This window comes from Rhizobium tibeticum (assembly GCF_900110205.1).
In the GTDB taxonomy this organism is placed as follows: Bacteria; Pseudomonadota; Alphaproteobacteria; order Rhizobiales; family Rhizobiaceae; genus Rhizobium; species Rhizobium tibeticum.
Map to the genome: position 1 here is coordinate 108,729 of NZ_FOCV01000010.1, position 23,036 is coordinate 131,764.

General features: G+C 58.2%; 21 protein-coding genes and 1 pseudogene. 15 read left to right on the top strand and 7 right to left on the bottom strand.

Annotation, left to right across the window (positions count from 1 at the left end; genetic code table 11):
* The first annotated feature begins 6 nt into the window (after positions 1–6).
* On the top strand, positions 7–1,551 hold the full coding sequence (locus tag BSG20_RS13180; protein ID WP_072375873.1) for a DHA2 family efflux MFS transporter permease subunit: 1,545 nt from the start codon (positions 7–9) through the stop codon (positions 1,549–1,551).
* 248 nt (positions 1,552–1,799) lie between these two features.
* The gene (locus tag BSG20_RS13185; RefSeq protein WP_072375875.1) at positions 1,800–2,822 is read left to right on the top strand and encodes an LLM class flavin-dependent oxidoreductase; all 1,023 of its coding nucleotides are present in this window, start codon (positions 1,800–1,802) and stop codon (positions 2,820–2,822) included.
* Between the two features lie 90 nt (positions 2,823–2,912).
* Here the strand turns inward: BSG20_RS13185 and BSG20_RS13190 are convergent, their stop codons facing one another.
* From BSG20_RS13190 to BSG20_RS13205, 4 genes are all read right to left on the bottom strand, one after another.
* Positions 2,913–3,500: an IMPACT family protein gene (locus BSG20_RS13190; protein ID WP_072376047.1), complete on the bottom strand. Its 588-nt coding sequence runs from the start codon at positions 3,498–3,500 to the stop codon at positions 2,913–2,915.
* 116 nt (positions 3,501–3,616) lie between these two features.
* Positions 3,617–3,934, bottom strand: coding sequence for a plastocyanin/azurin family copper-binding protein (locus BSG20_RS13195; protein ID WP_072375877.1), 318 nt, complete (start codon positions 3,932–3,934; stop codon positions 3,617–3,619).
* A gap of 11 nt (positions 3,935–3,945) precedes the next feature.
* On the bottom strand, positions 3,946–4,470 hold the full coding sequence (locus BSG20_RS13200) for a DUF4142 domain-containing protein (protein ID WP_072375879.1): 525 nt from the start codon (positions 4,468–4,470) through the stop codon (positions 3,946–3,948).
* Between the two features lie 88 nt (positions 4,471–4,558).
* On the bottom strand, positions 4,559–5,251 hold the full coding sequence (locus BSG20_RS13205; RefSeq protein WP_072375881.1) for an RNA polymerase sigma factor: 693 nt from the start codon (positions 5,249–5,251) through the stop codon (positions 4,559–4,561).
* A 253-nt stretch (positions 5,252–5,504) separates the two neighbouring features.
* Between BSG20_RS13205 and gabD the strand changes: the two genes are divergently transcribed.
* The 4 genes from gabD to BSG20_RS13225 all read left to right on the top strand — a co-directional run bounded on the left by gabD (position 5,505) and on the right by BSG20_RS13225 (position 12,208).
* The gene (gabD, locus tag BSG20_RS13210) at positions 5,505–6,959 is read left to right on the top strand and encodes an NADP-dependent succinate-semialdehyde dehydrogenase (RefSeq protein WP_072375883.1); all 1,455 of its coding nucleotides are present in this window, start codon (positions 5,505–5,507) and stop codon (positions 6,957–6,959) included.
* Between the two features lie 404 nt (positions 6,960–7,363).
* Positions 7,364–9,313 (top strand): PrkA family serine protein kinase, encoded by a 1,950-nt coding sequence (locus tag BSG20_RS13215; protein WP_072375885.1) that lies wholly within the window; start codon positions 7,364–7,366, stop codon positions 9,311–9,313.
* Between the two features lie 25 nt (positions 9,314–9,338).
* Entirely contained in the window at positions 9,339–10,655 is a 1,317-nt protein-coding gene (locus tag BSG20_RS13220) for a YeaH/YhbH family protein (RefSeq protein WP_072375887.1), read from the top strand.
* A gap of 11 nt (positions 10,656–10,666) precedes the next feature.
* The gene (locus BSG20_RS13225; RefSeq protein WP_072375889.1) at positions 10,667–12,208 is read left to right on the top strand and encodes a SpoVR family protein; all 1,542 of its coding nucleotides are present in this window, start codon (positions 10,667–10,669) and stop codon (positions 12,206–12,208) included.
* 70 nt (positions 12,209–12,278) lie between these two features.
* Here the strand turns inward: BSG20_RS13225 and BSG20_RS13230 are convergent, their stop codons facing one another.
* Complete coding sequence (locus BSG20_RS13230) at positions 12,279–13,556, bottom strand: DUF3422 family protein (RefSeq protein ID WP_072376049.1); 1,278 nt, start codon at positions 13,554–13,556, stop codon at positions 12,279–12,281.
* Positions 13,557–14,101: 545 nt separating this feature from the next.
* Between BSG20_RS13230 and BSG20_RS13235 the strand changes: the two genes are divergently transcribed.
* The 3 genes and pseudogenes from BSG20_RS13235 to BSG20_RS13240 all read left to right on the top strand — a co-directional run bounded on the left by BSG20_RS13235 (position 14,102) and on the right by BSG20_RS13240 (position 16,531).
* Positions 14,102–15,274, top strand: coding sequence for an adenylate/guanylate cyclase domain-containing protein (locus BSG20_RS13235; protein WP_083539915.1), 1,173 nt, complete (start codon positions 14,102–14,104; stop codon positions 15,272–15,274).
* Positions 15,275–15,539: 265 nt separating this feature from the next.
* Positions 15,540–15,688: pseudogene (locus BSG20_RS35580) on the top strand (LysR family transcriptional regulator); the annotation flags it as partial.
* A 210-nt stretch (positions 15,689–15,898) separates the two neighbouring features.
* On the top strand, positions 15,899–16,531 hold the full coding sequence (locus BSG20_RS13240) for a hypothetical protein (RefSeq protein ID WP_072375893.1): 633 nt from the start codon (positions 15,899–15,901) through the stop codon (positions 16,529–16,531).
* Positions 16,532–16,612: 81 nt separating this feature from the next.
* Here BSG20_RS13240 and BSG20_RS13245 read toward each other — a convergent pair whose 3' ends face one another.
* Positions 16,613–17,050: a hypothetical protein gene (locus BSG20_RS13245; protein ID WP_072375894.1), complete on the bottom strand. Its 438-nt coding sequence runs from the start codon at positions 17,048–17,050 to the stop codon at positions 16,613–16,615.
* A gap of 464 nt (positions 17,051–17,514) precedes the next feature.
* On the opposite strand from BSG20_RS13245, the gene BSG20_RS13250 reads away from it, so the two are divergent.
* The 6 genes from BSG20_RS13250 (at position 17,515) to BSG20_RS36440 (ending at position 21,168) form a co-directional block, all read left to right on the top strand.
* A complete protein-coding gene (locus BSG20_RS13250) occupies positions 17,515–18,294 on the top strand; it encodes an ABC transporter ATP-binding protein (protein ID WP_072375896.1) in 780 nt (259 codons plus the stop codon).
* A 79-nt stretch (positions 18,295–18,373) separates the two neighbouring features.
* On the top strand, positions 18,374–18,994 hold the full coding sequence (locus tag BSG20_RS13255; protein ID WP_143147480.1) for a hypothetical protein: 621 nt from the start codon (positions 18,374–18,376) through the stop codon (positions 18,992–18,994).
* A 9-nt stretch (positions 18,995–19,003) separates the two neighbouring features.
* Positions 19,004–19,447, top strand: coding sequence for a DUF421 domain-containing protein (locus BSG20_RS13260; RefSeq protein WP_072376051.1), 444 nt, complete (start codon positions 19,004–19,006; stop codon positions 19,445–19,447).
* Between the two features lie 548 nt (positions 19,448–19,995).
* On the top strand, positions 19,996–20,181 hold the full coding sequence (locus tag BSG20_RS13265; RefSeq protein WP_072375900.1) for a hypothetical protein: 186 nt from the start codon (positions 19,996–19,998) through the stop codon (positions 20,179–20,181).
* Positions 20,182–20,562: 381 nt separating this feature from the next.
* On the top strand, positions 20,563–20,841 hold the full coding sequence (locus tag BSG20_RS13270) for an HU family DNA-binding protein (RefSeq protein WP_024316755.1): 279 nt from the start codon (positions 20,563–20,565) through the stop codon (positions 20,839–20,841).
* A gap of 144 nt (positions 20,842–20,985) precedes the next feature.
* Positions 20,986–21,168: a hypothetical protein gene (locus tag BSG20_RS36440; RefSeq protein ID WP_177309839.1), complete on the top strand. Its 183-nt coding sequence runs from the start codon at positions 20,986–20,988 to the stop codon at positions 21,166–21,168.
* Positions 21,169–21,350: 182 nt separating this feature from the next.
* Here BSG20_RS36440 and BSG20_RS13280 read toward each other — a convergent pair whose 3' ends face one another.
* A complete protein-coding gene (locus BSG20_RS13280) occupies positions 21,351–23,027 on the bottom strand; it encodes a response regulator (protein WP_072375904.1) in 1,677 nt (558 codons plus the stop codon).
* Between the last annotated feature and the right edge of the window lie 9 nt (positions 23,028–23,036).

Consider the following 23,036-nt stretch of genomic DNA (forward strand, 5'->3'; position numbering starts at 1 on the left):
AACCGCATGTCGCAACACCTTGAGCCCCCCTCCTCCCATGTCCACTCGGCGGTGATTTGGGTGGGCTTCATTGCGATGTGCGTCGGCATGTTCATGGCAATCCTGGACGTGCAGGTCGTCGCGACATCTCTTCCGACCATCCAGCAAGCGATCAATATCGACCCCGACCAGATGAGCTGGATCCAGACCGTTTATCTCATCGCGGAGGTGGTCGCCATACCATTGACCGGCTTGCTGACGCGCGTCTTGACGATGCGGTGGCTCTTCGTCGCTTCAATAGGCTTGTTTGTCGTTGCTTCGGCTGGTTGTGCGGCGAGCAGTAACTTCAACGAACTGATTGCTTGGCGCGTCGTCCAGGGCTTCTCCGGCGGAACGCTGATCCCCGCAGTGTTTTCAGCTGTCTTCATCCTCTTTCCAAATGAGCGGCAGGCGATCGCAACGACAATTGCGGGCGTGCTGGCTGTCTTGGCACCGACGGTTGGGCCAATCATCGGCGGCTGGCTGACGGCGACCTATTCCTGGCATTGGCTGTTCCTCATCAATATTGCTCCTGGTATCGTCTCGGCGCTCGTGGCATGGCGGTTTCTGCCGCGGCAGAAAGGCGACCCTTCCGAACTCCGGCATCTCGATGGTGTTTCGCTCGTCATGATGGCGCTGGCGTTGACGAGCCTCGAGTTGGGACTGAAGGAGGCGCCCACGAGCGGCTGGATCTCGCCATATGTTCTCAGCCTGCTGGCAGTCAGCCTCGTATCGGGAGCCGCATTTGCATCCCGGTCGCTGCGCAGAATGCGCCCGATTGTCGAACTGCGTCATTTCCGCGATCGAAATTTCTTCGTCGGTTCAGCCCTCAGTTTCGTGCTCGGGATCGGCCTCTTCGGCTCCGTCTATCTCATGCCGGTTTTCCTTGCCTTCATCAGAGGGCACAATGCACTGGAAATCGGGACCACAATGCTGGTCACAGGGATCACGCAGTTGATCACTGCACCGATCGCAGTTGTGCTGGAGAAGCGAACGGATCCGCGCCTGCTCTCGGCATTGGGATTTGCCCTGTTTGCGATCGGCCTGGCGATGAGCGCATTCCAGGATCCCCGATCTGACTTTGACGCCATGTTCTGGCCCCAGGTCGTGCGCGGTGCAGCGATCATGTTTTGCCTTCTCCCGCCCACGCGCTTGGCGCTCGGAACCCTGGCAGCGGCGCAGGTCCCTGATGCAAGCGGGCTCTTCAACCTGATGCGAAACCTTGGCGGAGCAATCGGTATCGCATTGATCGATACGATCATCTATACGAGGTCGGAGCCCCTCGCGCAGATATTATGGGATCGGTTGCGTGCCGGCGACACAGGTGCCGCTGCGTTTGTCGGGGCGCCAGCCGGCACGATGACGGGCAATGCAGGCAGTTTCAGCCCCGACACAACCGCAGCGCTGGACCCGCTGGTACAAACGGCGGCAAGCGTCCAAGCGATCAACGAGGCATGGCTCATCGTCGCCATACTGACAGGCTGCGCACTACTCTTTCTGCCATTCGCAAGACCGGTCGCTCCACCGCAATAAGAGCGCAGTAGGCTTTTCCGGCAGCGTTGCTCACCGTTTCGGGATTGTCGGCCATAGGACGACGTCTTCGGGCCTTCCGCCGCCTGACGTCTCGATTTTCTGCGACCCTGATGACTGGCAGGTGGTCCGATAGGCCGGCGGCAAAGTGTGAACAGAGCGTTCAATCGTCTTTTTATCGCAGATGCCGCTTCCCATGTTATGGCCATCACAATCCCACGGCAGATCCCTGATATCAACGGGCAAAAATCATGAAGAAAATCGGCTTTCTCTCCTTCGGCCACTGGACGCCCTCTCCCCAATCGCAGACCCGCTCGGCGGGCGACGCGCTGCTCCAATCCATCGACCTTGCCGTTGCAGCAGAAGAACTCGGTGCGGACGGCGCTTATTTCCGCGTCCACCATTTTGCTCGCCAGCTTGCCTCTCCCTTTCCGCTGCTGGCGGCAGTCGGCGCGAAGACGAAGACCATAGAAATCGGCACCGCGGTCATCGACATGCGCTATGAGAACCCTCTCTATATGGCCGAGGACGCCGGAGCCGCCGATCTCATCGCGGGTGGCCGCCTGCAACTCGGCATCAGCCGCGGCTCCCCGGAGCAGGTCATCGATGGCTGGCGTTATTTCGGCTACCAGCCACAGGACGGCTTAAGCGATGCCGATATGGGCAGGGGCCATGCCGAAGTGTTCCTGAACGCACTGAAAGGCGAAGGCTTTGCCCAACCCAACCCGCGTCCGATGTTTCCGAACCCGCCCGGCCTGCTGCGCCTTGAACCTTATTCGGAAGGATTGCGAGAGCGCATCTGGTGGGGTGCCGGATCCAACGCAACCGCCATCTGGGCGGCCAAGCTCGGCATGAACCTGCAGAGTTCGACGTTAAAGGATGACGAAACGGGCGAACCCTTCCACGTCCAGCAAGCCGCACAAATCCGCGCTTATCGAGATGCTTGGAGGCAAGCCGGTCATAGCCGCACGCCGCGCGTGTCTGTCAGCCGCAGCATCTTCGCGCTCGTCGACGATCGCGATCGCGCCTATTTCGGTCGGGGCAGCAAGGAGCAGGATTCAATCGGCTATATCGATGAGAACACCAAGGCCATCTTTGGTCGGTCCTACGCGGCCGAACCGGACGCGCTGGTCAAACAGCTCGCCGAAGACGAAGCCATCGCCGAAGCCGATACCCTGCTGCTCACCGTCCCCAATCAGCTTGGCGTCGAATACAACGCCCATGTGATCGACGCGATCCTGAAGCATGTGGCGCCGCCTCTTGGCTGGCGTTAACTGAGGAGTTAAACCATCACATCAACATCGGCATCGCAAATGGGCCTATGACAGTCACAAATTGCCCACAGGCGGAGGCTCACACGCGCGCTATTGCGTCAGTACCAGCGCGCTTCGTCCGCTTGTGGTGTCGGCAATCAGCCGGGCGATCTCCCCAGATTTTGCTTGCGGAAAGCTCGCAGTGATCTCGGCACCGGCGCCAGAGAATGTCTCGCTTAGGACGTGCACCCCCTCGAAAGCGGCGAGCCTTGCCTTGAGGATCGCAAGGTCGGAGAAGGCCGCGCGGATCGTTCCTTCCAAAGTTGGAACAAGCTCGATAAGTTCGCCAGCTCGCAGGCAGGCGGCGGCCGTTCCACCATAGGCGCGGATTAAACCGCCGGTGCCGAGAAGAACGCCACCAAACCAGCGTGTGACAATAACGAGGACCTTATCGAGCGACTGGCCGTCAATCGCCTGCAATATCGGCTTTCCTGCGGTTCCGCCCGGCTCGCCGTCATCGTTGAACCGGTACGTCTGGCCGATACGCCAGGCCCAACAATTATGGTTGGCGTCGCCATGGCAGTGCGCGGCAAGCGCCTCCTTGGCTTCGAGCTCACTGGCGACAGGCACGCCGATCGCCAGGAACCGGCTTCTTTTCACGACTTGCTCGAGGGATGTCGGACGTTCCAGCGAATACATGACAGCGATATAGGCTAGTGTGGCCACCGAGCGAAGATGTCTGACAAAGATTTCATCCGGCAACGGGCGGATGTGAGGGTGGAGAAGCCCGCCAAGCATGGCGATGCCGGTCCGCATTATCGGGCCGGTATCGAAATCCGGCCTTTCATGTTCGGATGGAACCGACAGTAATAGTCGACCGGCGTGGTTGCCTTCAGCACCAGATGTCCCGATTTCCCTGGAGGAATAACCACCTCCCAGTCCCCCTTCACGGTCGCCGTGTGGGCAAGGATGTCCTTGTTGATCCATTCGATCGTATCGCCCGGCCTTGCGCTGATCTCGGCGGGCGAAAACCTCATCTTTTCGATTGTTACCGTGACTGTTTCCGCCCGTACTGGAACGACACCAATGGTCAACGCAGGTACCGCAACGATCCACAGATGCCGTCTCAGCATGTCGGCATCTCCTATTTGAGCTCGGCAGCGACGTGCTCGGCGTGCTGCTGATGGCCTTGGAAGATTTTCAGACCGGTTTCGAGCAGTTCCTTGAGTTCGGCATTGCTCGCCGACGGGATCAACAGCGTCTCGAGAGCGCCATTGACCTGCTTGTGGTAGGCCACCTCGTTGGCGACATAGGCCTTGTCGAAGTTCGCGCCGTTGAGCGCGGCGAGTTTCGCTCGCTCGTCGGTCGCAGCTTTCGTCAGCGTCTTGCTCGTGTCGTTGTCCTCTGGCGTAACCTTGAGTTTCTTGACCAATGCGAGGGCCTGCGTATTCACGGCCTCATGATCTCGCACCATGTCCTGAGCGAAGGCGACAACCGCCTTGTTTTTGGATTTCGAGATCGCAAGTTTTGCTGCCTCTACGTCGATGACGCCGGCGGTATAGGCGATGTGAGCGATCTGCGCGTCCGTCGGCTTGTCTGCAGCCCATGCCGACGGCACAATTCCAAGCAGGCAAAGCGCGGTCAGGGTGGCAATCTGTCGAGTATGCATAGGAACCTCCTTCGCCCGAACCGGTAAGGCCGGGCGTTATTGTCTGGAACGAAGATTGGATGCCGGTTCGGCCGTTAGGTTCCCGCGATTAATCGAGAAAACCGAGACGGCTCATCACCGCGCTCGTCAGACGCTCGCAGCGGCGGCCGGCAAAGGGAAATGCGGAAAGGAGCACGGGACCGATCTGCTGGTCGAGGCGCTCGCGCACCAGACGCCTGGCACGATGCAATCGGGTCTTGACGGTTTGCGCCCGTATGCCAAGCAGCGCCGCCGTCTCCTCGACACTCAACCCCTCGATGACCCGCGCGACAAAGACCGTTCGGTAGATATCGGGCAGAGCGTCTGTTGCCTGCTCGACCAGTTGCAAGATTTGCCGTTGCGCCATGGTCCGCTCCGGATCGCCGGTGTTGTCGACAGGGAATTGCACGATCGTCGCTCCGCCGCTCTGGTTGGCGACGTTCGCAACGCCCAGGCTCCGCCGCTTTTTGCGCAGCCGCGCGAGGGCTTCGTTAATCACAATGCGCGATAACCAGGTCGCGAGCGACGAGTCTCCCCGGAAGCGGTTAAGATGTGCAAATCCCAGCACATAGGCTTCCTGAACAACGTCCTCCGCCTCGCTGTCGTTGCGAACGATGCTTCTTGCGAGGCGATAGAGCCTCTGATTATGAGCCTTCATGATTGCGCGAAACGCATGGCGATCGCGGGCGACCGCGCGGCGTGCCAGCTCGACATCGGCCAGCGTATCGAGTGCGTCGGCCCTATCGGTTCGAATGTGCGACATCTTCATCTCCTTAGCATGGCTTTAGATGGAGCTCGATGGAGAAGGTTCCCGAAACTCATGCGCCCGTGCCGGGAGCGGGCCAGACGCGTTGCCATGACACATGGCAGCCAGATCGATCTTGGCGCGCTGCCCGCGCCCGTTTTTCGGTGAACGCGTTTGACACAGCGCAAAAGGATGCCGACATTGCCGTAATGGCTTCACCGAAGTGGCCGCGGGAATGGACCCGACACGGTTTCTGGATGGGATGGACACTATGAATCTCAAGGACCCCACGCTCTTTCGTCAGGCAGCCCTGATTGGCGACACATGGATCGAGGCCGATCCGTCGAACGCGATCGAAGTCAACAATCCGGCGACCGGCGAAATCATCGGCCGCGTACCGAAGCTTGGCGCGGCGGAAACAAAGGCCGCGATCGAGGCGGCAAGCGTTGCCCAAAAGGGGTGGGCGGCACGTACCGCCAAGGAACGCTCGGGCATCCTTCGCAAGTGGTTCGAGCTGATGATTGCAAACAAGGATGATCTCGGCCGCATCCTGACGCTCGAACAGGGCAAGCCAATTGCCGAAGCGACCGGCGAGATCGTCTATGGCGCAAGCTTTATTGAATGGTTCGCCGAAGAGGCGCGCCGCATCTATGGCGACCTCGTCCCTGGCCACCAGCCCGACAAGCGCATCATGGTGATGAAGCAGCCAATCGGCGTGGTGGCCGCAATTACCCCCTGGAACTTCCCGAACGCCATGATCACCCGCAAGGCGGGACCAGCCTTTGCTGCAGGTTGCGCCATGGTGCTAAAGCCTGCCAGCCAGACGCCCTTTTCGGCGCTGGCGATTGCAGTACTTGCCGAGCGTGCCGGCCTGCCAAAGGGACTGCTTTCTGTCATCACCGGTTCGGCACGTGAAATCGGCGCCGAGATGACCGGCAATCCGACTGTCCGCAAGTTGACCTTCACCGGTTCTACCGAGATCGGCGCCGAGCTCTACAAGCAGAGCGCTGCGACGATCAAGAAGCTCGGGCTGGAACTCGGCGGCAATGCACCGTTCATCGTCTTCGACGACGCCGACCTCGATGCCGCCGTCGAGGGCGCGCTGATCGCCAAGTTCCGTAACAACGGCCAGACCTGCGTGTGCGCCAACCGGCTGTACGTGCAGGACAGCGTCTATGATGCTTTCGCACAAAAGCTTGCGGTGGCGGTCGGTAAGTTGAAGACTGGCAATGGCTTCGACGAGGGGGTCATTCTCGGGCCACTGATCGATCAGCCAGCACTTGAAAAGGTCGAGGAGCACGTTGCCGATGCGCTCGCCAAGGGCGCGAGCGTCGTGCGGGGCGGAAAGCGCCATGCGCTCGGCGGCACCTTCTACGAGGCGACGGTGCTCGCCGACGTTACCAAGGAGATGGTCGTTGCGCGCGAGGAGACCTTCGGGCCGGTGGCGCCGCTCTTTCGCTTCAAGGACGAGGCCGATGTGATCGCCCAAGCCAACGACACCGAGTTCGGGTTGGCCTCCTACTTCTACGCCAAGGACCTCGCCCGCGTTTTCCGGGTGGCCGAAGCCCTGGAATACGGCATGGTTGGCGTCAACACCGGATTGATCTCGACGCCAGAGGCACCGTTCGGCGGCGTCAAGCTCTCCGGCCTTGGCCGTGAGGGTTCAAGATACGGGATCGAAGAATTTATCGAGATCAAATACGTCTGCCTCGGCGGTATCGGTTGAACGCCTGGGACCGGTGCCAGGGCGCAATCCTTACGCTCTTTTGCTATGGACGGCAGGGCTTTTGGGGCTGCGGTCCATCGCAACGTGCATACCTGGAGTACGATTTTATTCGTCGACGTAGAATTGTACCGACCGAAATGAGGATGTTCATAGCGAGAGCGTGATTACCTTAGCCATGGTTATTGCACGTCTTTCGTGCCATATTAGTGATCAGCACTGTTCAACATTTGAGTCGCGATCTGGCGCGAAAAATGGAGACGATGAGATGCTACATGGCCTTCCCGAGCCAATTTCGAATTCCTGTAAGTCTTTGAAGGAACGAATACTAGCTTGTGCCGTTTTTTCAATGAGCGCGCCGACAGGGCGGCAATCCCGTCTTAATCAACCGGCCGCGGGAGAAAATCATGCAAAAGGGTGAAAGCGACGTCTTTGATCTTTTCTCGGAGATTTACACAAGCGCCGCGCAAGAAGAACTGAGCCTACAAGAATACCTGCTAGCCTGCCGCGATGACAAAAGCCTTTATGCGACCGCGCAAGAGCGAATGGTCGAGGCGATCGGCGAGCCGACGCTGATTGATACGAGCGCCGATGAGCGGCTGGGGCGAATTTTCGCCAACCGCACAGTCAAGATCTATCCGTCCTTCGCTGATTTCTACGGCATGGAGGACACGATCGAGCGGATTGTCGGCTACTTCAGATACGCCGCGCAAGGGCTCGAGGAACGCAAGCAAATCCTCTATCTCCTTGGGCCTGTCGGGGGCGGCAAATCGTCGCTTGCCGAGCGCCTCAAAAGGCTCATGGAGCAGCGCCCGATCTACACCCTGGCCGTCAATGGCAAAATCAGCCCTGTCTTCGAATCTCCTCTGGGCCTCTTCCATCCGGAACGGATGGCGGGTCTCTTGGAAGATAAGTACGGGATTGCGCAGCGCCGTCTCACGGGTCTGATCTCGCCTTGGGCAACGAAACGGCTCGATGAGATTGGCGGCGATATCTCGAAGTTCAGCGTCGTCAAGCTGACGCCCTCCCGTCTGCGACAGATTGCGATCGCCAAGACCGAGCCTGGCGACGAGAACAACCAGGATGTGTCTGCGCTGGTCGGCAAGGTGGACATCCGTCAGCTCGAACATTTCAGTCAGGCCGATCCGGATGCCTATTCCTACAGCGGCGGACTAAACAGGACGACGCAAGGGCTTCTTGAGTTCGTCGAAATGTTCAAGGCGCCCATCAAGGTATTGCACCCGCTGCTGACCGCCACGCAGGAAGGCAGCTATAACGGCACCGAGAACTTTGGCGCCTTCCCGTTCCAGGGGATTGTCGTTGCTCACTCCAACGAGTCCGAGTGGTTGCAATTCAAGAACAACAAGAACAACGAGGCCTTCCTGGACCGCATCCTCGTCGTCAAGGTGCCGTATTGCCTGCGGGTCACCGAGGAGCGGCAGATCTACGAGAAGCTGCTTCGTGAGAGCGAACTGGCAAAGAGCCCATGTGCCCCTGAAGTGCTCGAGAATCTCAGCCGCTTCACGGTAGCAACACGCCTCCACATACATGAGAACTCACCGCTCTATACGAAGATGCGCGTGTATGACGGCGAAAACCTGAAGGACACCGATCCCAAAGCAAAGTCCGTTCAGGAGTATCGCGATGCGGCCGGCGTTGATGAAGGCATGACCGGTATTAGCACCCGCTTCGCCTTCAAGGTTCTCTCAGAAACCTTCAACTACGACACCAAGGAGGTGGCCGCCGACCCAGTGCACCTGATGTACATCATGGAACAGGCAATCCGACGCGAACAGTTTTCCAAGGAAACCGAGGCGCGCTACCTTGATTTCATCAAATCCGAGCTTGCTGCGCGTTACGCAGAATTCATCGGCCATGAAATCCAGAAGGCTTACCTGGAATCCTATAGCGAGTATGGGCAAAACCTGTTCGACCGCTACATCGCATACGCGGATGCATGGCTGGAAGATCAGGACTTCAAGGACTACGACACCGGCCAAATCCTCAACCGCGAAATTCTCGACAGCGAGTTGTCGCAGATCGAGAAGCCCGCAGGCATCGCCAATCCCAAGGACTTCCGCAACGAGGTCGTGAAGTTTACGCTTCGCGCCCGGGCTAGGAACCATGGGCGCAACCCTTCCTGGACGAGCTATGAAAAGCTTCGCGAAGTGATCGAGAAGCGCATGTTCGGCCAGGTCGAAGATCTCCTGCCGGTCATCAGCTTCGGCTCCAAGAAGGACAGCTCGACGGAAAAGCAGCACGCCGAATTTGTCCAGCGCATGACGCAGCGTGGCTACACGGTTCGCCAGGTCCGGCGGCTCGTCGATTGGTACATGAGGGTCAACAAGGCCGGTTGACGATGCCGAACCTGGGGATTGGCAGATGCCGAATTTCATCGACCGCCGGCTCAACCCGAAGGATAAGAGCCTCGGCAACCGGCAACGCTTCCTGAAGCGTGCCCGCGACGAGCTCAAGCGGGCAATCAAGGAACAGGTCAAGTCCGATAAGATCGCCGACGTGGATGCTGCCCATGGCGTCCCGATGCCGAAGCGTGGCGCGGGAGAGCCTACCTTTCAGCCTGCTTCTGGCAGCGGTGAGCGCGAGTATATTCTTCCGGGCAATAAGGAATACATGGCGGGCGACAAGCTATCGCGACCGCAAGGCGGTGGCGGCGGCGGAGGCCGCGGCGCCGGCCACGGCGAGAGTGAGGATGATTTTCAGTTCATCCTATCCCGGGATGAAGTTCTCGACCTTTTCTTCGAAGATCTTGAGCTGCCTGACATGGTCAAGCTGAACCTGAAGGAAACGGTGACCTACAAGCCGCATCGCGTCGGCTTCAGCACGGCCGGCACGCCCACCAACATCAATGTCGGGCGCACCATGCGCAACAGCTACGGCCGCCGCATCGCCTTGCAGCGACCGAGCGAAGCGGCGGTGAAAACGCTTGCGGACGAGATCGCCGTCCTGGAGTCAGAGGAGAATCTGTCGCTGCCGAACCGGCGGCGCCTGCAGGCGCTGCGCGAGGAACTGGAGCAGCTGGAGCGCAGGCGTCGGCGTATTTCCTATGTCGATCCGGTCGACATTCGCTTCAACCGCTTCGAGCGCCAGCCGCTCCCCAATGCCAGCGCCGTGATGTTCTGCCTAATGGACGTATCGGCATCGATGGGCGAGCGTGAAAAGGATCTTGCCAAACGCTTCTTCGTTCTGCTCCACCTGTTTTTGACCCGCCGCTACGAGCGGATCGATATCGTCTTCATCCGCCACACCGACGAGGCGCGCGAGGTCGACGAGGAGACGTTCTTCTACAGCAAGCAGAGCGGCGGCACGGTGGTTTCCACGGCCCTTGAGGAAATGCTTCGTGTGATCGACGAACGGTATCCAGCGCATTTGTGGAACATTTATGCCGCTCAGGCTTCCGACGGCGACAACATCAGCGGCGATTCTGAACGCTGTGCGGCACTGCTGCGCGACCAGCTGATGCGTCTTTGCCAATATTATGCTTATGTCGAGATCATCGACGAGCGCGAAACGGAGATCTTTGGAACAACCGACAATGGCACGTCGCTGTGGCGCGCCTACCGCACCGTCGATGGGGCGGTGCCGAATTTCCAGATGACGCGGATCTCCAGACCAGCAGATATCTATCCAGTTTTCCGCAAGCTCTTTACCCGACAGCCTGCCATGCGCACGCGTAAGTAAGGGACGACCGAATGGCGAGACGCTCGAGTTCAGGCCTGCTGTTTGACGGTTCCGACTGGAATTTCGCGACCCTTTCGCGCGCCTACGATGCCATCGAGACTATTGCGCTCGATGAGTTGGGATTGGACGTCTATCCCAACCAACTGGAGATCATTTCCTCGGAGCAGATGCTGGACGCCTATTCCTCAGTCGGCATGCCGCTGATGTACCAGCACTGGTCTTTCGGCAAGCACTTCATCTTCGAGGATCACCTGTATCGTAAGGGACAGCGCGGTCTCGCCTATGAAATCGTCATCAATTCCAATCCCTGCATTACCTATCTCATGGAAGAAAACACCATGGCGATGCAGGCGCTCGTGACCGCGCATGCGGCCTTCGGCCACAATCATTTTTTCAAGAACAACTATCTGTTCCGCCAATGGACCGACGCCGGTGCCATTTTGAGCTACATGGACTTCGCCAAGAAATACATTGCCAAGTGCGAGGAACGGCATGGATTGAGCGCTGTTGAGGCAATCATCGATTCCGCCCACGCCTTGATGGACCAAGGCGTCTTTCGCTATCGTCGCCCGCCGCGCCTTTCCTCCGAAAAAGTCAGGGAGCGCGCACGCGAGCGACTGGAATACGAGGAGCAAACCTACAGCGATTTGTGGCGCACGCTACCACTGGCAGCGGAACATCGTAATCCGGAGGATGCCGAACGCGACGCATCGGAACGCAAGAAGGTTCTCAACCTTCCAGAGGAGAACCTGCTGTACTTTCTCGAAAAGCACAGCCTCATCCTCGATCCCTGGCAACGGGAAATTCTTCGGATCGTGCGCGTCATTGCGCAGTATTTCTATCCGCAGCGCCAAACCAAGGTGATGAACGAGGGCTGCGCGACCTTCGTGCACTACACGATCATCAACCGGCTCTTCGACCAAGGCAGGATCAGCGAGGGGGCGATGCTCGAATTGCTGAAAAGCCACTCGAATGTAGTGTTTCAGCCAGCCTTCGATGACCCCCGCTTTCCCGGCATAAACCCCTATGCCTTGGGGTTCGCGATGATGCAGGATATCGAGCGCATCTGCATGGAACCGACGGCGGAGGATCGCGACTGGTTTCCCTCGTTTGCCGGCAATGGCGATTGGCGCGGAACCTTGCTTGACGCCTGGGCGAACCACCGAGACGAGTCATTCATGCTGCAATATTTAAGCCCGGCAATTATCCGCAAGTTCCGATTGTTTCTGCTCTCGGATCGCGCCACCGACAGCTATTGCGAAGTGGCCTCAATCCACAACGAACGTGGCTATTCCACAATCCGCTCAGCGCTTGCCCGCAGCTACGATGTCGGTGCCAGACAGGCTGATATCCAGGTGATCGACGTCGACCTCCTTGGCGACCGACAGCTTCGTCTGCAACATAATGTGAAGAACGGCATCCTTTTGGAAGAACGCACCCGCGATGCCACGCTGGGTCACATTCGCCACCTCTGGGGCTACGACGTCAGCCTGAGCGGCGTCGATGCTGCAACCGGCAGCGTTCTCTACGAGTGCTCGACAGACGAGATGTGACGCGCGACGTTGGTCGTGGCCGGCGCGGACACGCTTGACCGGATTGCCGCATCTTGCACCGTTCAAAACGTCAATGCTTGTCCTCTTCGGCATGTCTTCGCCGGATGCTTCGCACGACAAGCCACATGCCGGCAACGACGATCGGAACGGAAAGGCCGGTCAGCGTCTCGGGAGAGAGCTCGAAACCGACATTGTGGGCACCTTTTGCCACATAGCCGAAGAGCCCGACGACATAATAGGAGATTGCCGCCACCGAGAGACCCTCGACCGTCTGCTGCAGACGTAGCTGCAGCTGGGCCCGACGATCCATCGAATTCAGCACCGTCGTATTGATACGCTCGAGTTCGACGTCGATCCAGCTTCGCAACAAAGCCGTGGCCCGGGCGAGCTTGCGCGAAAGGTTCGCCTGACGCTCCTCGACCGACTGGCAGGTTCGCATGGCCGGAGCCAGCCGCCGCTCCAGGAAAGAGCCAAGCGTCTCGCTGCCGGGCATCGCAGTTTCTGCGAGCGCGCGAATGCGTTCCTGAACGATGTCGTAATAGGCGCGGCTGGCTCCGAACCGATAGAGGCTGAGCGCTGCGTTCGCCTCGAGCTCGGCCGCCAGACGTGTTATCTCCGACAGCATCTGATCCGCCTCCTCGCGAGCGTGCAGCTTCATTCGCTGCGTAATTGCGGTCAGGCCAGACTCGATCTGGCGGATTTCAGGCGAGAGCGATTGGGCAAGCGGCAGGCCCATCATTGCAAGCGTGCGATATGTCTCGATGTCGAGAAGACGCTGGACCAATGCACCCCGCGCGCTGTCCGACATGCCGCGATCGATGACCAGAAATTTCGTCAACCCATCGCCGTCCTGGCGGAAGTCGGTAAGGATCGTTGCCTGGCCGTTTCTCAGTTCGCTTCGGCAAAGGCTTGTCGGATCGAAGACGGACATCTCCTGCGCGGTATCGGGCGTGTCATGCCGGATTTCCAGACGAATCCCTGATATGAAGGGGCCCGGCGGCGAAAAACTGTCACCGAAGGGGTGCACGGCGATCGGCGCACCAAACCTCTCCGGAGCCGGGCAATCCCAAAAGTAGGTTGAAAACTCAGTGTGGCGTTCCCAGCGCAGAGTACCCTGGCCCCAGCTTATCGCATGATGACTGGTTTCGCGGGCGGGCGGAGCAACGCCGCTGGAACGGGAAAGATCGGCAAGCATCTCGTGGTCGTTGTCGCCCGCGCTTTCCGTCAAAAAGGCCAACTGGAATATGACACGTGGTGCCTGAACAAGCGCATAGGGTCGCGCATGAATTTCCCCTAAGGCACGTAGTCGAAGATCCGCAGGCGGAAAGCCAAAGCTTCCTTGCGTCATGCGTGCATTCCTTTCGATGGAGGGTTTTTCGGTTATCGATACCGATGCTGCGAGCGGGCTGGGTTTGGCACGAAACTGCTGGATTGGTCGCTTCCTTTCGGCAGCAACGCATTCTAACACCCCTTGCCAACCCGCAAGGAGATTTCGGATATCCATGATGATGTCCCCACATCGGCCCCTCAGCCGACGGCATGCAAGCATCTCGTCATATGCCTGTCCAGCGTGATCCGTTCGCGCGACTGTTTGCCACAGGTCAGCCGAACCATACCGCGGGCAATGCATCCGCGGTGCGCTGACGAGACAGCACCAGCGAAAATCGGAGGCGTTACGAGAGGATGGTAGAAACGGCTCTGCTATGACTGCGCTTGCTGCGCACGGTTGGCATGCACCTCACAGGAGCCCTGAAACCTCAAAACTCATCCTGCACGCGGACTCGGATCTGAGGCTGGCCTTCTCGACGCTAAGTTCTCGCTGAGCGGTTTATGATAAGACGGCCGATGTCTTTAACAGTATCCTCGATCTCAGGGTTGGCAAGGAAATCCCAAATGTGCGAGATGCAGAAACTGGTTGACTGGATCATCGGCAAAGGCTTGTCCTCCGACCGTATCGACGAGATCTTGGAGGGCGTCGCGGAAGCTCTGCTCGGACTGGGATACCCCCTAGTCCGAGCCTCAATCGCTATGCCATCTATCGATCCCCTGCAGCGAGGTTTCTCGGTCACATGGTCGCGCTCAGCAAGCATTTCGGTGGAGATTCAGGGCCATGGCGACGCAGGGGAGGAAATGTTTCGGAGATCGCCGATTTCGTACCTCCTGTCGAATGATCTTCTATACGGTCGCTGGAAGCTACCTTCAAAAGCAAGCTCCCATTTTCCGCTATTGCAAGAACTCGCAAACGATGGAGCGACCGACTATGTGATGAAGCTTATCGGCTTTCCTGAAGGAACCGCCCTCGGTGGTGTCGGATTCTCCTTGGCAAGTAACGGTCCTACCGGCTTCTCGGAAGGACAAATCACCAACCTGGACAGGTTTTTGCCCGCCCTTGCGCTCGCCTGCTACAGGATTGCAGCACTGCGTATCGCAACAGATATGCTCGCCGTCTATACCGGTAGCCGTACGAGTGGCCGGATACTCAACGGACAGACGCGGCGTGGCGACGGAACGGCTATTTACGCGGCTATCCTGCTCGCCGACCTCAAGGATTTCACTTCGCTCAACGAACGTTATGCGCCCGATCGTATCGTGACATGGCTAAACCAGCATTTCGAGGTCATAGGACAGCCCATAGAGCAGGCCGGCGGCGAGATTCTGAAGTTTATGGGCGACAGCCTTCTCGCGATTTTTCCGGCGGAGATCGACAATCCGACCGATGGATGCGAACGAGCACTTTCGGCAGCCAGGATGGCGATGGACGCCAACGACACGCTCAACTGGAAGCGAGTCGACGCTGGGGAGCCGGCGATCCCGATCGATATCGTCCTCCATGTCGGCGAGGTGTTTTATGGAAATGTCGGTTGCACTCGCCGCTTGGACTTCACAGCGATCGGGAAGGCTGTCAACGAAGCAGCTCGCATGGAGAAGCTGTGCGACAACGTCGGTCGCAATCTATTGGCATCCGCGATGTTTGTATCGCGCGTTCAGGCTGATTTCGAAAAACTCGGAAGCTTTGCGTTGAAAGGCGTTGCGAAGCCTGCCGAAGTCTATGGATTACAAAGGTGAACCCACCTCGCTTCGCGAACACGCGCTTGCAGGCTTGTTCCTAGAGCCCGCGATACGGTTATCGCTCCCGAAGTGACATCGCCGGCTTTTTCGAGGATCGACTTGTCGCTCCCCTTAGTATGCAAGGGTTACCTCGTAAGAACGAACAGTGCGCTTTGATGGTTCGGATCTGTCACGGGCGCTAAATTCCGGCTTCTTTTTGCAAGCCTATAGCAATGCCGTTTGATTTAGATCCGCCCGCATGGTGCGCGAGCCCCACAGCGGCAAAACGTGGTGTCGTCGAGGACGCCTCCAGCCAATTTGCAACAGGAGGCGATTATACCCGCACAAACGCTTCCAGTATCCCAAGGTCCCCTTATGATCGATTTCATGACCGAGTTCTGTCAGCGGCTCATCGGCAAGATGCGGGAATAGCGCTGCTCCGCGGCAGGCTCACGATAAATGGTCCGCCGCAACATAATCGTGATGGAACGACTCCCGATCGAATGGATTGAAACCTTCTGTGCAACTGCGCTGAATCGAAAGGCTGTGGAAAGTCAACTTGCGACATCATGCCTTATGCGCAGATCGGGTTCCGGATCGCCGCCGCTGTGGTATTGCCCGATCTTACTCGGGAGAGATTCGATGGCCATAATCGATATTCTGACGTCTGTGGCTGTCGCTGCAACCGTGACAGCGTCCATCTCACCGTCTGAGACCAACACCCCGGTCTTCCGGCCGCTGGGCGTTTCGCAAGATGCCTTGCCGTCAGTGCTCGGCTGCAAACCGATCCATGGCGCCCAGCCGGATGCGACAGGCCAATACTCGTGCAACAATCTGCCCGGCGGAAATGACCTCTTTGACCAATATGTGCTCGCCTATGTCCGCGGGATGGGAATCTGCAACGTCGTCGCGATCTCCCGCTACATCGACGACGATCAGCGCGGCACGACGACACGACAGGTCTACAAAGAAGCGACGTCTCTGCTCGCTTCACAGTTCGGGCCGGCGGACGAGAAGGTCGACCATGTCGCCACGTCCAAGTTCGGGAAGGACGGAATGTTCAGGCAGGCGGTCATTGCACAAGAGCGGCAGGTGTTCGAGCAATGGGACAGCCTGGGTACAAGGTTCCAGAATGCCCAGTCGGCCAGCGTCACCATTTCGGGAAGTGAGGACTGGGGACTGGCGGTCTACAGCATTTTTCGCTTTGCCCACAACGATGTGTGCCTGAGCAATCTGGAGCACCAAACCGGATTGTCTGGCGAAGACGGCGAGTGATCGCAGCTCCGGCGACCGCACGCAAAAAGCCGCCGTTCGCCCGAGCGGCGGCTGGAAGACGGGAGCAGCAATCAACTCCAGTCAATATGTAAACAGTGCCCGCAGGCGAGCGAATAAACCTGGTCGTTCCGCGCCAAGAATACCGCGTACATAGTGAGCAGCTGTCGCAGCGCTGACCGTCGCGCCGAAATGGCAGTAGCAAAGAACGTTATGCAGTTCACCATCGGTGAGACCGAAGAACCTCTTGCCCTGGCCATAGGTATCATCCTCCAGCCCGGCTGCTCGTAGGATCGGATCCTCGAAGGCGACCGAGATCGGCGAGTTATCGCTACGCAGGAGCGATAGGACTGACGTCGGCTGATGTTCGGTCTGGTAGAGGGTTGCCAGTCGTCGATGCGGACTCATCTCGAGGAGCTCCACCCAGCGCTCGAGACGCTCGCTTCGCGACATGATGCGGTGCGGATATGCCTGGTCGATATCCGCAATATTTTGCAGTTGCTCCAATGTCTGATGTTTCATGGTGGGCTCCATTTGGCTGAAATCTGCGCAGCCCCATTTACGCGTACGCCCTGATAAATGAGCTAGGGGACGATGAAGCCCAATCAAGATCGCGCGAAGGAATTATGCGGACGAAAAGCAAGTGGAACGACAGCCCGCGTTCGCATCGCCCTCGCCAGGTCAGCGCAAATGCGGGTTGCTCGCTCCCGCGGTTCAACTCGCAGATCTCATGACTGCGTCAGACGCACAAAATTAGACTGCCGTCAGCCTTGCGCAGCCTTGATTTTCAAACGCCGTTTGCCAAACGCGAAGCAGTGCCAAGCTTCTTTCGGATATCGTTGAAGAACGGCAATCGGTCCAAGGCAACAAGTCCATTCCGAAAAATAATGTCGCGCTCGGAGAGCATCTAAGTTGACAACGATGGTAAAGTTTCGCAGGAGCGTACAAAACCACAACTGCTATCCAAATGGGAACAAAGAGGGCGCATGTCGACAGCCTTTCTAACAATGTCACAGATTGCCTTTCAAGCCGACGGGAGGAGCATCCTTTCGGGAATCGACCTGACATTGAAGAGCGGACGCGTCCATGGCCTGGTTGGGCAGAACGGCAGCGGCAAGAGTACGCTTCTGAAGATCATGGCCCGACAGATCGCCCCGACCTCAGGCGCCGTCGATCTGAAAGGTGAGCCTCTTGCGCGCTGGGGCGGCAGAACATTTGCCCGGCAGGTCGCCTACATGCCGCAATTTACCCCTGCAACCGATAGTATGACGGTGCGCGAACTGGTGGCGCTCGGCCGCTTTCCCTGGCACGGCACGCTCGGCCGCTTCACCGACGCCGATCAAAAATTGGTCGACGAAGCCATAGAGCGCACCAATCTCCATCGTTTTGCAGACAGCTCGCTCGCCAATATGTCCGGTGGTGAGCGGCAGCGCGCGTGGATTGCATTGATGCTGGCTCAGAACGCGCAATGCCTGCTTCTTGATGAGCCAACCTCGGCGCTCGACCTCCTGCACCAGGACGGCGTCCTGGCGCTGCTGGGCGAACTCAGCCATGAGCGCCGGCTGACGATCGTCGTCGTCCTGCATGATATCAATCTGGCCGCCCGCTATTGCGATGAGATCGTCGCTCTGAAGAATGGCCGTATCTTGGCACACGGCAGGCCGGCCGAAATCGTAAGGTCCGATGTGCTGAAATCGGTCTTCGATTTGGAGATGGGCGTTTTTCCGCATCCAGTCAGCAGCGACCCCATCAGCTACATCCTTTAGGTAGAGGCCGTCATGACCGGGTGACAGCCTGAGGCCCGCAACAGTTTATGGGGCCTGACCTGGGGTGCGGTGTCTCTCATTGACGACCCACGAAGGAGCGCTAGCTGAACTGGCAGATTTAAAAGACAAAGTTACTAGGATGGACGAAACAGGTGTGGGCTGGCCAGCGTCGTCATCTGGTCGGCCAGCGATTCAAGGCGGTGGTAGGCGCGTGAGCAGCATCCAACTTCCCGATGGCGTAGAGGATCATAGCCGCTTCCAAAGACGGGTCTGGGCTGTCCAACGTCTTGCCTGGATCCTCTTTGCCATAATACTTGTTGCTTGTCTGTTGGGATTGCTTGGACGCGGCGGCCCCTTCTCCTCGCAAACGGTGACGCTTGCCGGCGCAAGCCTCGAGATCCCATCAATTTCCCGTTGGAACGCCCCTGATCAGATCAGGGTAACGTTTGCCTCATCGGCGGATGCGCGAACGCTGCTGGTGAATAAACAGTTCTTCGAAGCGTTTTCTGTCGAAACGATCGATCCACCTCCGATGACGACGATTGCCTCCCACGGGCGCGTCGGGTACGCATTTCCGCCCGACATGGATGCAGAGATGGTCGTCGTACTCAGACTGCAAACGCAGTTTCCCTGGCTTCATGAATTCGAAATCGGGACTGGCAGTGATATCGTCAAGCGGTCCGTTTTCATTTTCCCATGAGGTGAGATGATGGACGCGGTCGTTCGCGGTCTTGCGATATATTTCATATTGTTGTTGATCATCCGCTTGTCGGGGCGCAGAACCTTGGCGCAGATGACGCCGTTCGACCTCGTGATCGTGCTGGTGATATCCGAGACGACGCAGCAGGCCATGCTTGGAGAAGACTTCTCCATAACCAACGCCATTCTCCTGATCCTAACACTCTTCACCACCGACATCCTGCTGTCTTATATCAAACGCTGGTGGCCCCGCGCCGCGCATGTCATCGATGGGTTACCGACGGTACTCGTCAGCGACGGTGTCTATGACGAGGCAGCGCTGAGGGGATGCAGGCTTGACCGAACAGATATCCTGGAGGCTGCGCGCAGCCAGGAGGGCATCGAGTCGGTAAAGGACATCAAGTTCGCCATCCTTGAAGTGAGCGGCAACATCAGTATCATCAAGAAGAAATAACTCACTCATCTGCTTCATGCCGCCCAGCCGGTCAAGGGAGCAAGATAAGTTCAAACATGCATGGCGCATCCGACCGTAGGTAATTCGCCTTACCCACAGCCGGATGCCTGTTGGTCCGGGAGGGGCTGGGGACGGCTCCAAGATCAACCACCGAAATCTGAGGAATGTAGGCGCGTGTTGCTATCGCCGCTTTCGACGATGTTTCGCCCTTTGTTCCTACTACATAACGTCGAGCGGTCCAAAGAGTACACGATCTCTCAACCAAGGGATGAAAAACACACCTGTCCGAACTCGTCTATTGTCTCTTGCTCGGCTCCTGGTGGCCGAGAACCGGTGGCAGATACTGGCATCGGTGCGAGCCAGCACGACGTCGCCGCGCCCGCAGACCGCGAGCCGCCGGAACGGTTCTGCAGGCGTGGGAAGAGGTGCGAAAATTCGCGCTTCTTTGTCGCCAATGCAACCGGATGAAGAAAGCGGCAAAGCGTGGCCCTCCGGGAACATTTGGACGTCGCACAAGTTCACCCGACATCATTCCGGAATTGAGGAGGATGGTCATGAAATCGTCGACATCTGACGGCGGGCGCCAGTCCGCCAGCGCACTCAGAAAGGAAACTCGTCAGGAGGAGAGGAAGGTCGAGGAGAGGAAGGGCTCCGCGCTTTCCAAGGGAGCCGAGAGGGTGGAAGAGCGTTCGCGCTCCAGCGACGGCAAAAGTGCCGGCCAAAAGCAACATTAAAGGCTGCACGCCGTTGCCGGCAGCACTTTGAAGTGCTGTTGCCATGGGAAAAACGGAAAAACCGGCACATATACAACGCCAGAGCAGCGACGACCGAAGGAAGCGCGCTTCTGCATGCTATTTGCTTGAGCCAACCGTTTGGAGAAACCACGCTCGCGGGTGCGGGGCGGACTAAGAGGGCCGGCGCCGATAGGATCACTAGCTTTGGGAGGCAAGCACAGGCCGCCGCGCATTTCCAGCAACCATAAAAAGGAGTGCGAAGGGCTATCGCCTACGCGAAATTGTGGAAATACCTATCCAGTGGAGCCGTATGCATTGCAACAAGGTGACAGACGCCTGCTGTAATGAGTAGGGTTTCCACGTTAAGAAGGGGAACTTACTATGACCACCACCAACGAAATTGCGGACAAGATTGCCGGTGAACACAGCCTCACCAAGGCGCAGGGCAAGGCCATTGTCGAGGCAGTGTTTGCAGCGATCACCGGTGCGGCAACATCCGGTGCCGAAACCTCTATTCCAGGATTCGGCAAGTTCAAAGTCAAGGACACACCGGAACGTGAAGCCCGCAACCCGGCAACCGGCGCGACCATAAAGATTGCCCCTGCAAAAAAGGTAACCTTCACGCCCGCCAAAGCGCTGAAGGATGCGCTGAACAAGTAGTACTCCGTAGCGCTGCCAGATGAGTTAAAAGCGCAACGAAGTGAAGCAACTCTCGGCCGCCTGGCCGAGTGATATTGGGACCTTCTAGCTGGCCCGCTTCGGCGGGCCTTTTTTCGTATCTAACGGCCAATCGAGGCGTTGATCATGCCGCTGCAGCCGGGTCACCGATGGGCAGCAGTGCCGGATCACGAGGTGGAGCATTGGGATTTTTCGGATCGGAAGGATCCTCAGCAGGCCTCGGAGGTGGCCTGTCTTTGGTTCGATCCGGAAAGTCTGGCGCAGACGTCGGGACATCTGGGGTTTCTTCAGGAGTGGGAACTGTCGTAGGCATTGGGATTCTCCTTTGCCCTTCGAAACGACACCGATGTTGGATGGTTCCCGCTCTTCAGCGGCAGATACGGCAGATTTCGTTCCACCCGGCGCAAATTGGCAAATCAATTGTCGTCCAAGTCGCCATCCCCGTGTCGCCCTCTCATCTTCCACACTTTGGACTTGTAGTCTTGTAGTTCTCATGCCGCCGATGCTCTGAGACCGATTGCCCGATGAATCGCCTGCCGCAGTTGCTCCTGGGTAAATGGTTTCGTCAGCCGCACCAACTCGGTAAGACCCTGTTCGTCGGGAAGCTCTGCATATCCCGAAGCAAGCACAACCGGCAGTTGCGGAAATGAAGAGAAAATCATGCGGGCAAGCTCTGCGCCGGTCATGCCCGGCATCGAATGATCGGTTATGAGGATATCAAAATGCTGGCCTTGCGCGAGCAATTCCAACGCTTGGGAGGCAGACGTTACATCGACCGCGACGTGGCCGAGATCTTCAAGCATCGCCACCGTACCCATGCTCACCAACGGATCGTCATCGACGACGAGCACGGAAAGGTCGCCACCCGCCCGAAGGTCAGCCTCCGCTGCGACTTCCAGGTCGGCCTGTGCCGTTGTGTCCACGCGATCGGCAACCGGCAACCAGAGAGATACCGACGTGCCGATCCCCTGTTTGCTTGTCAATGCGAAGGCACCCCCCGATTGGGCCGTCAGTCCCTGTACCATGGACAGTCCCAATCCGGTCCCTTTCCCAGGGCCTTTCGTCGTAAAGAACGGTTCGGTGGCTCGCGCCGCTGTGGCTTCATCCATCCCCACGCCGTCATCGGACACGCATATGCGTACGTATCGTCCAGGACCGATGGACGTCGGCAAAGCGACCAGATCGGCGTCGACGACCAGAGTGATTGTGCCTGCGCCATCCATTGCATCGCGTGCGTTCATAAACAGATTGAGCAAAGCAAGCTCGAGCTGATTGCTGTCCACGAGGATATTGGGAATATCTTGTGCGAGATCGAGCGTTACCTCGACGCCTGGCCCGACTGCCTTCTTCAGAAGATCCTCGATACTATCGAACAACCGCAGAAAATCGACGGTGGTCGGCTTCAGCTCCTGCCGTCGCGCGAATGCCAGCAGTCGCTGCGTCAAGGCCGCGCCGCGCTCGGCTGCCTGAATTGCATTGTTTACCAGTCGCTGTTCGCGAGCGTCTTCTGGCAGCCGCTTCTTCAACAGGCCGAGGCTTCCGAGGATCGCCATCAGAAGATTGTTGAAGTCGTGCGCCACCCCACCGGTAAGCTGCCCAATCGTGTCCAGTTTCTGGGCTTCGAACAATTGCGCGAGCGCCTCCTCGCGCTCACGTGTTCTTTGCTCGATACGGTGCTCGAGCTCCTCATTCAACTGACGCAGTTGTGTGGAAGAAGCCTCCAGTTCGGCTGTGCGTTGACGCACTCTGTTCTCGAGGTCTGCATTCAGTCGTTCAAGCTCTCTTGTTTTGCGATAGAGCTCCGTAAAGACGCGAACCTTTGCCCGCAAGACTTCCGGGACGATGGGAACAGACACATAGTCGACGGCGCCGGCTGCGTATCCACGTAGCCGGTCGGGCTCAGCCATCATGACGGCCGACACGAAGATAATGGCAGTACTCTGGTAACGTGGATGCTCCCGGATCATGCTGACGAGTTCAAAGCCGTCCTGCTCGGGCATGCAGACATCGACCAGAATTACGGCGATGTCGGTGCGCAGAAGGTGTTCTAACGCCTCCCGCGCGGACTGCGCCTTTATGAGATTTTCGCTGAGGTCTTGGAGGATGACCTCGTAGCTCAGAAGCTTCGACGGCTGGTCGTCCACGAGGAGGATGTTGACAGTATCCACGACGATCTC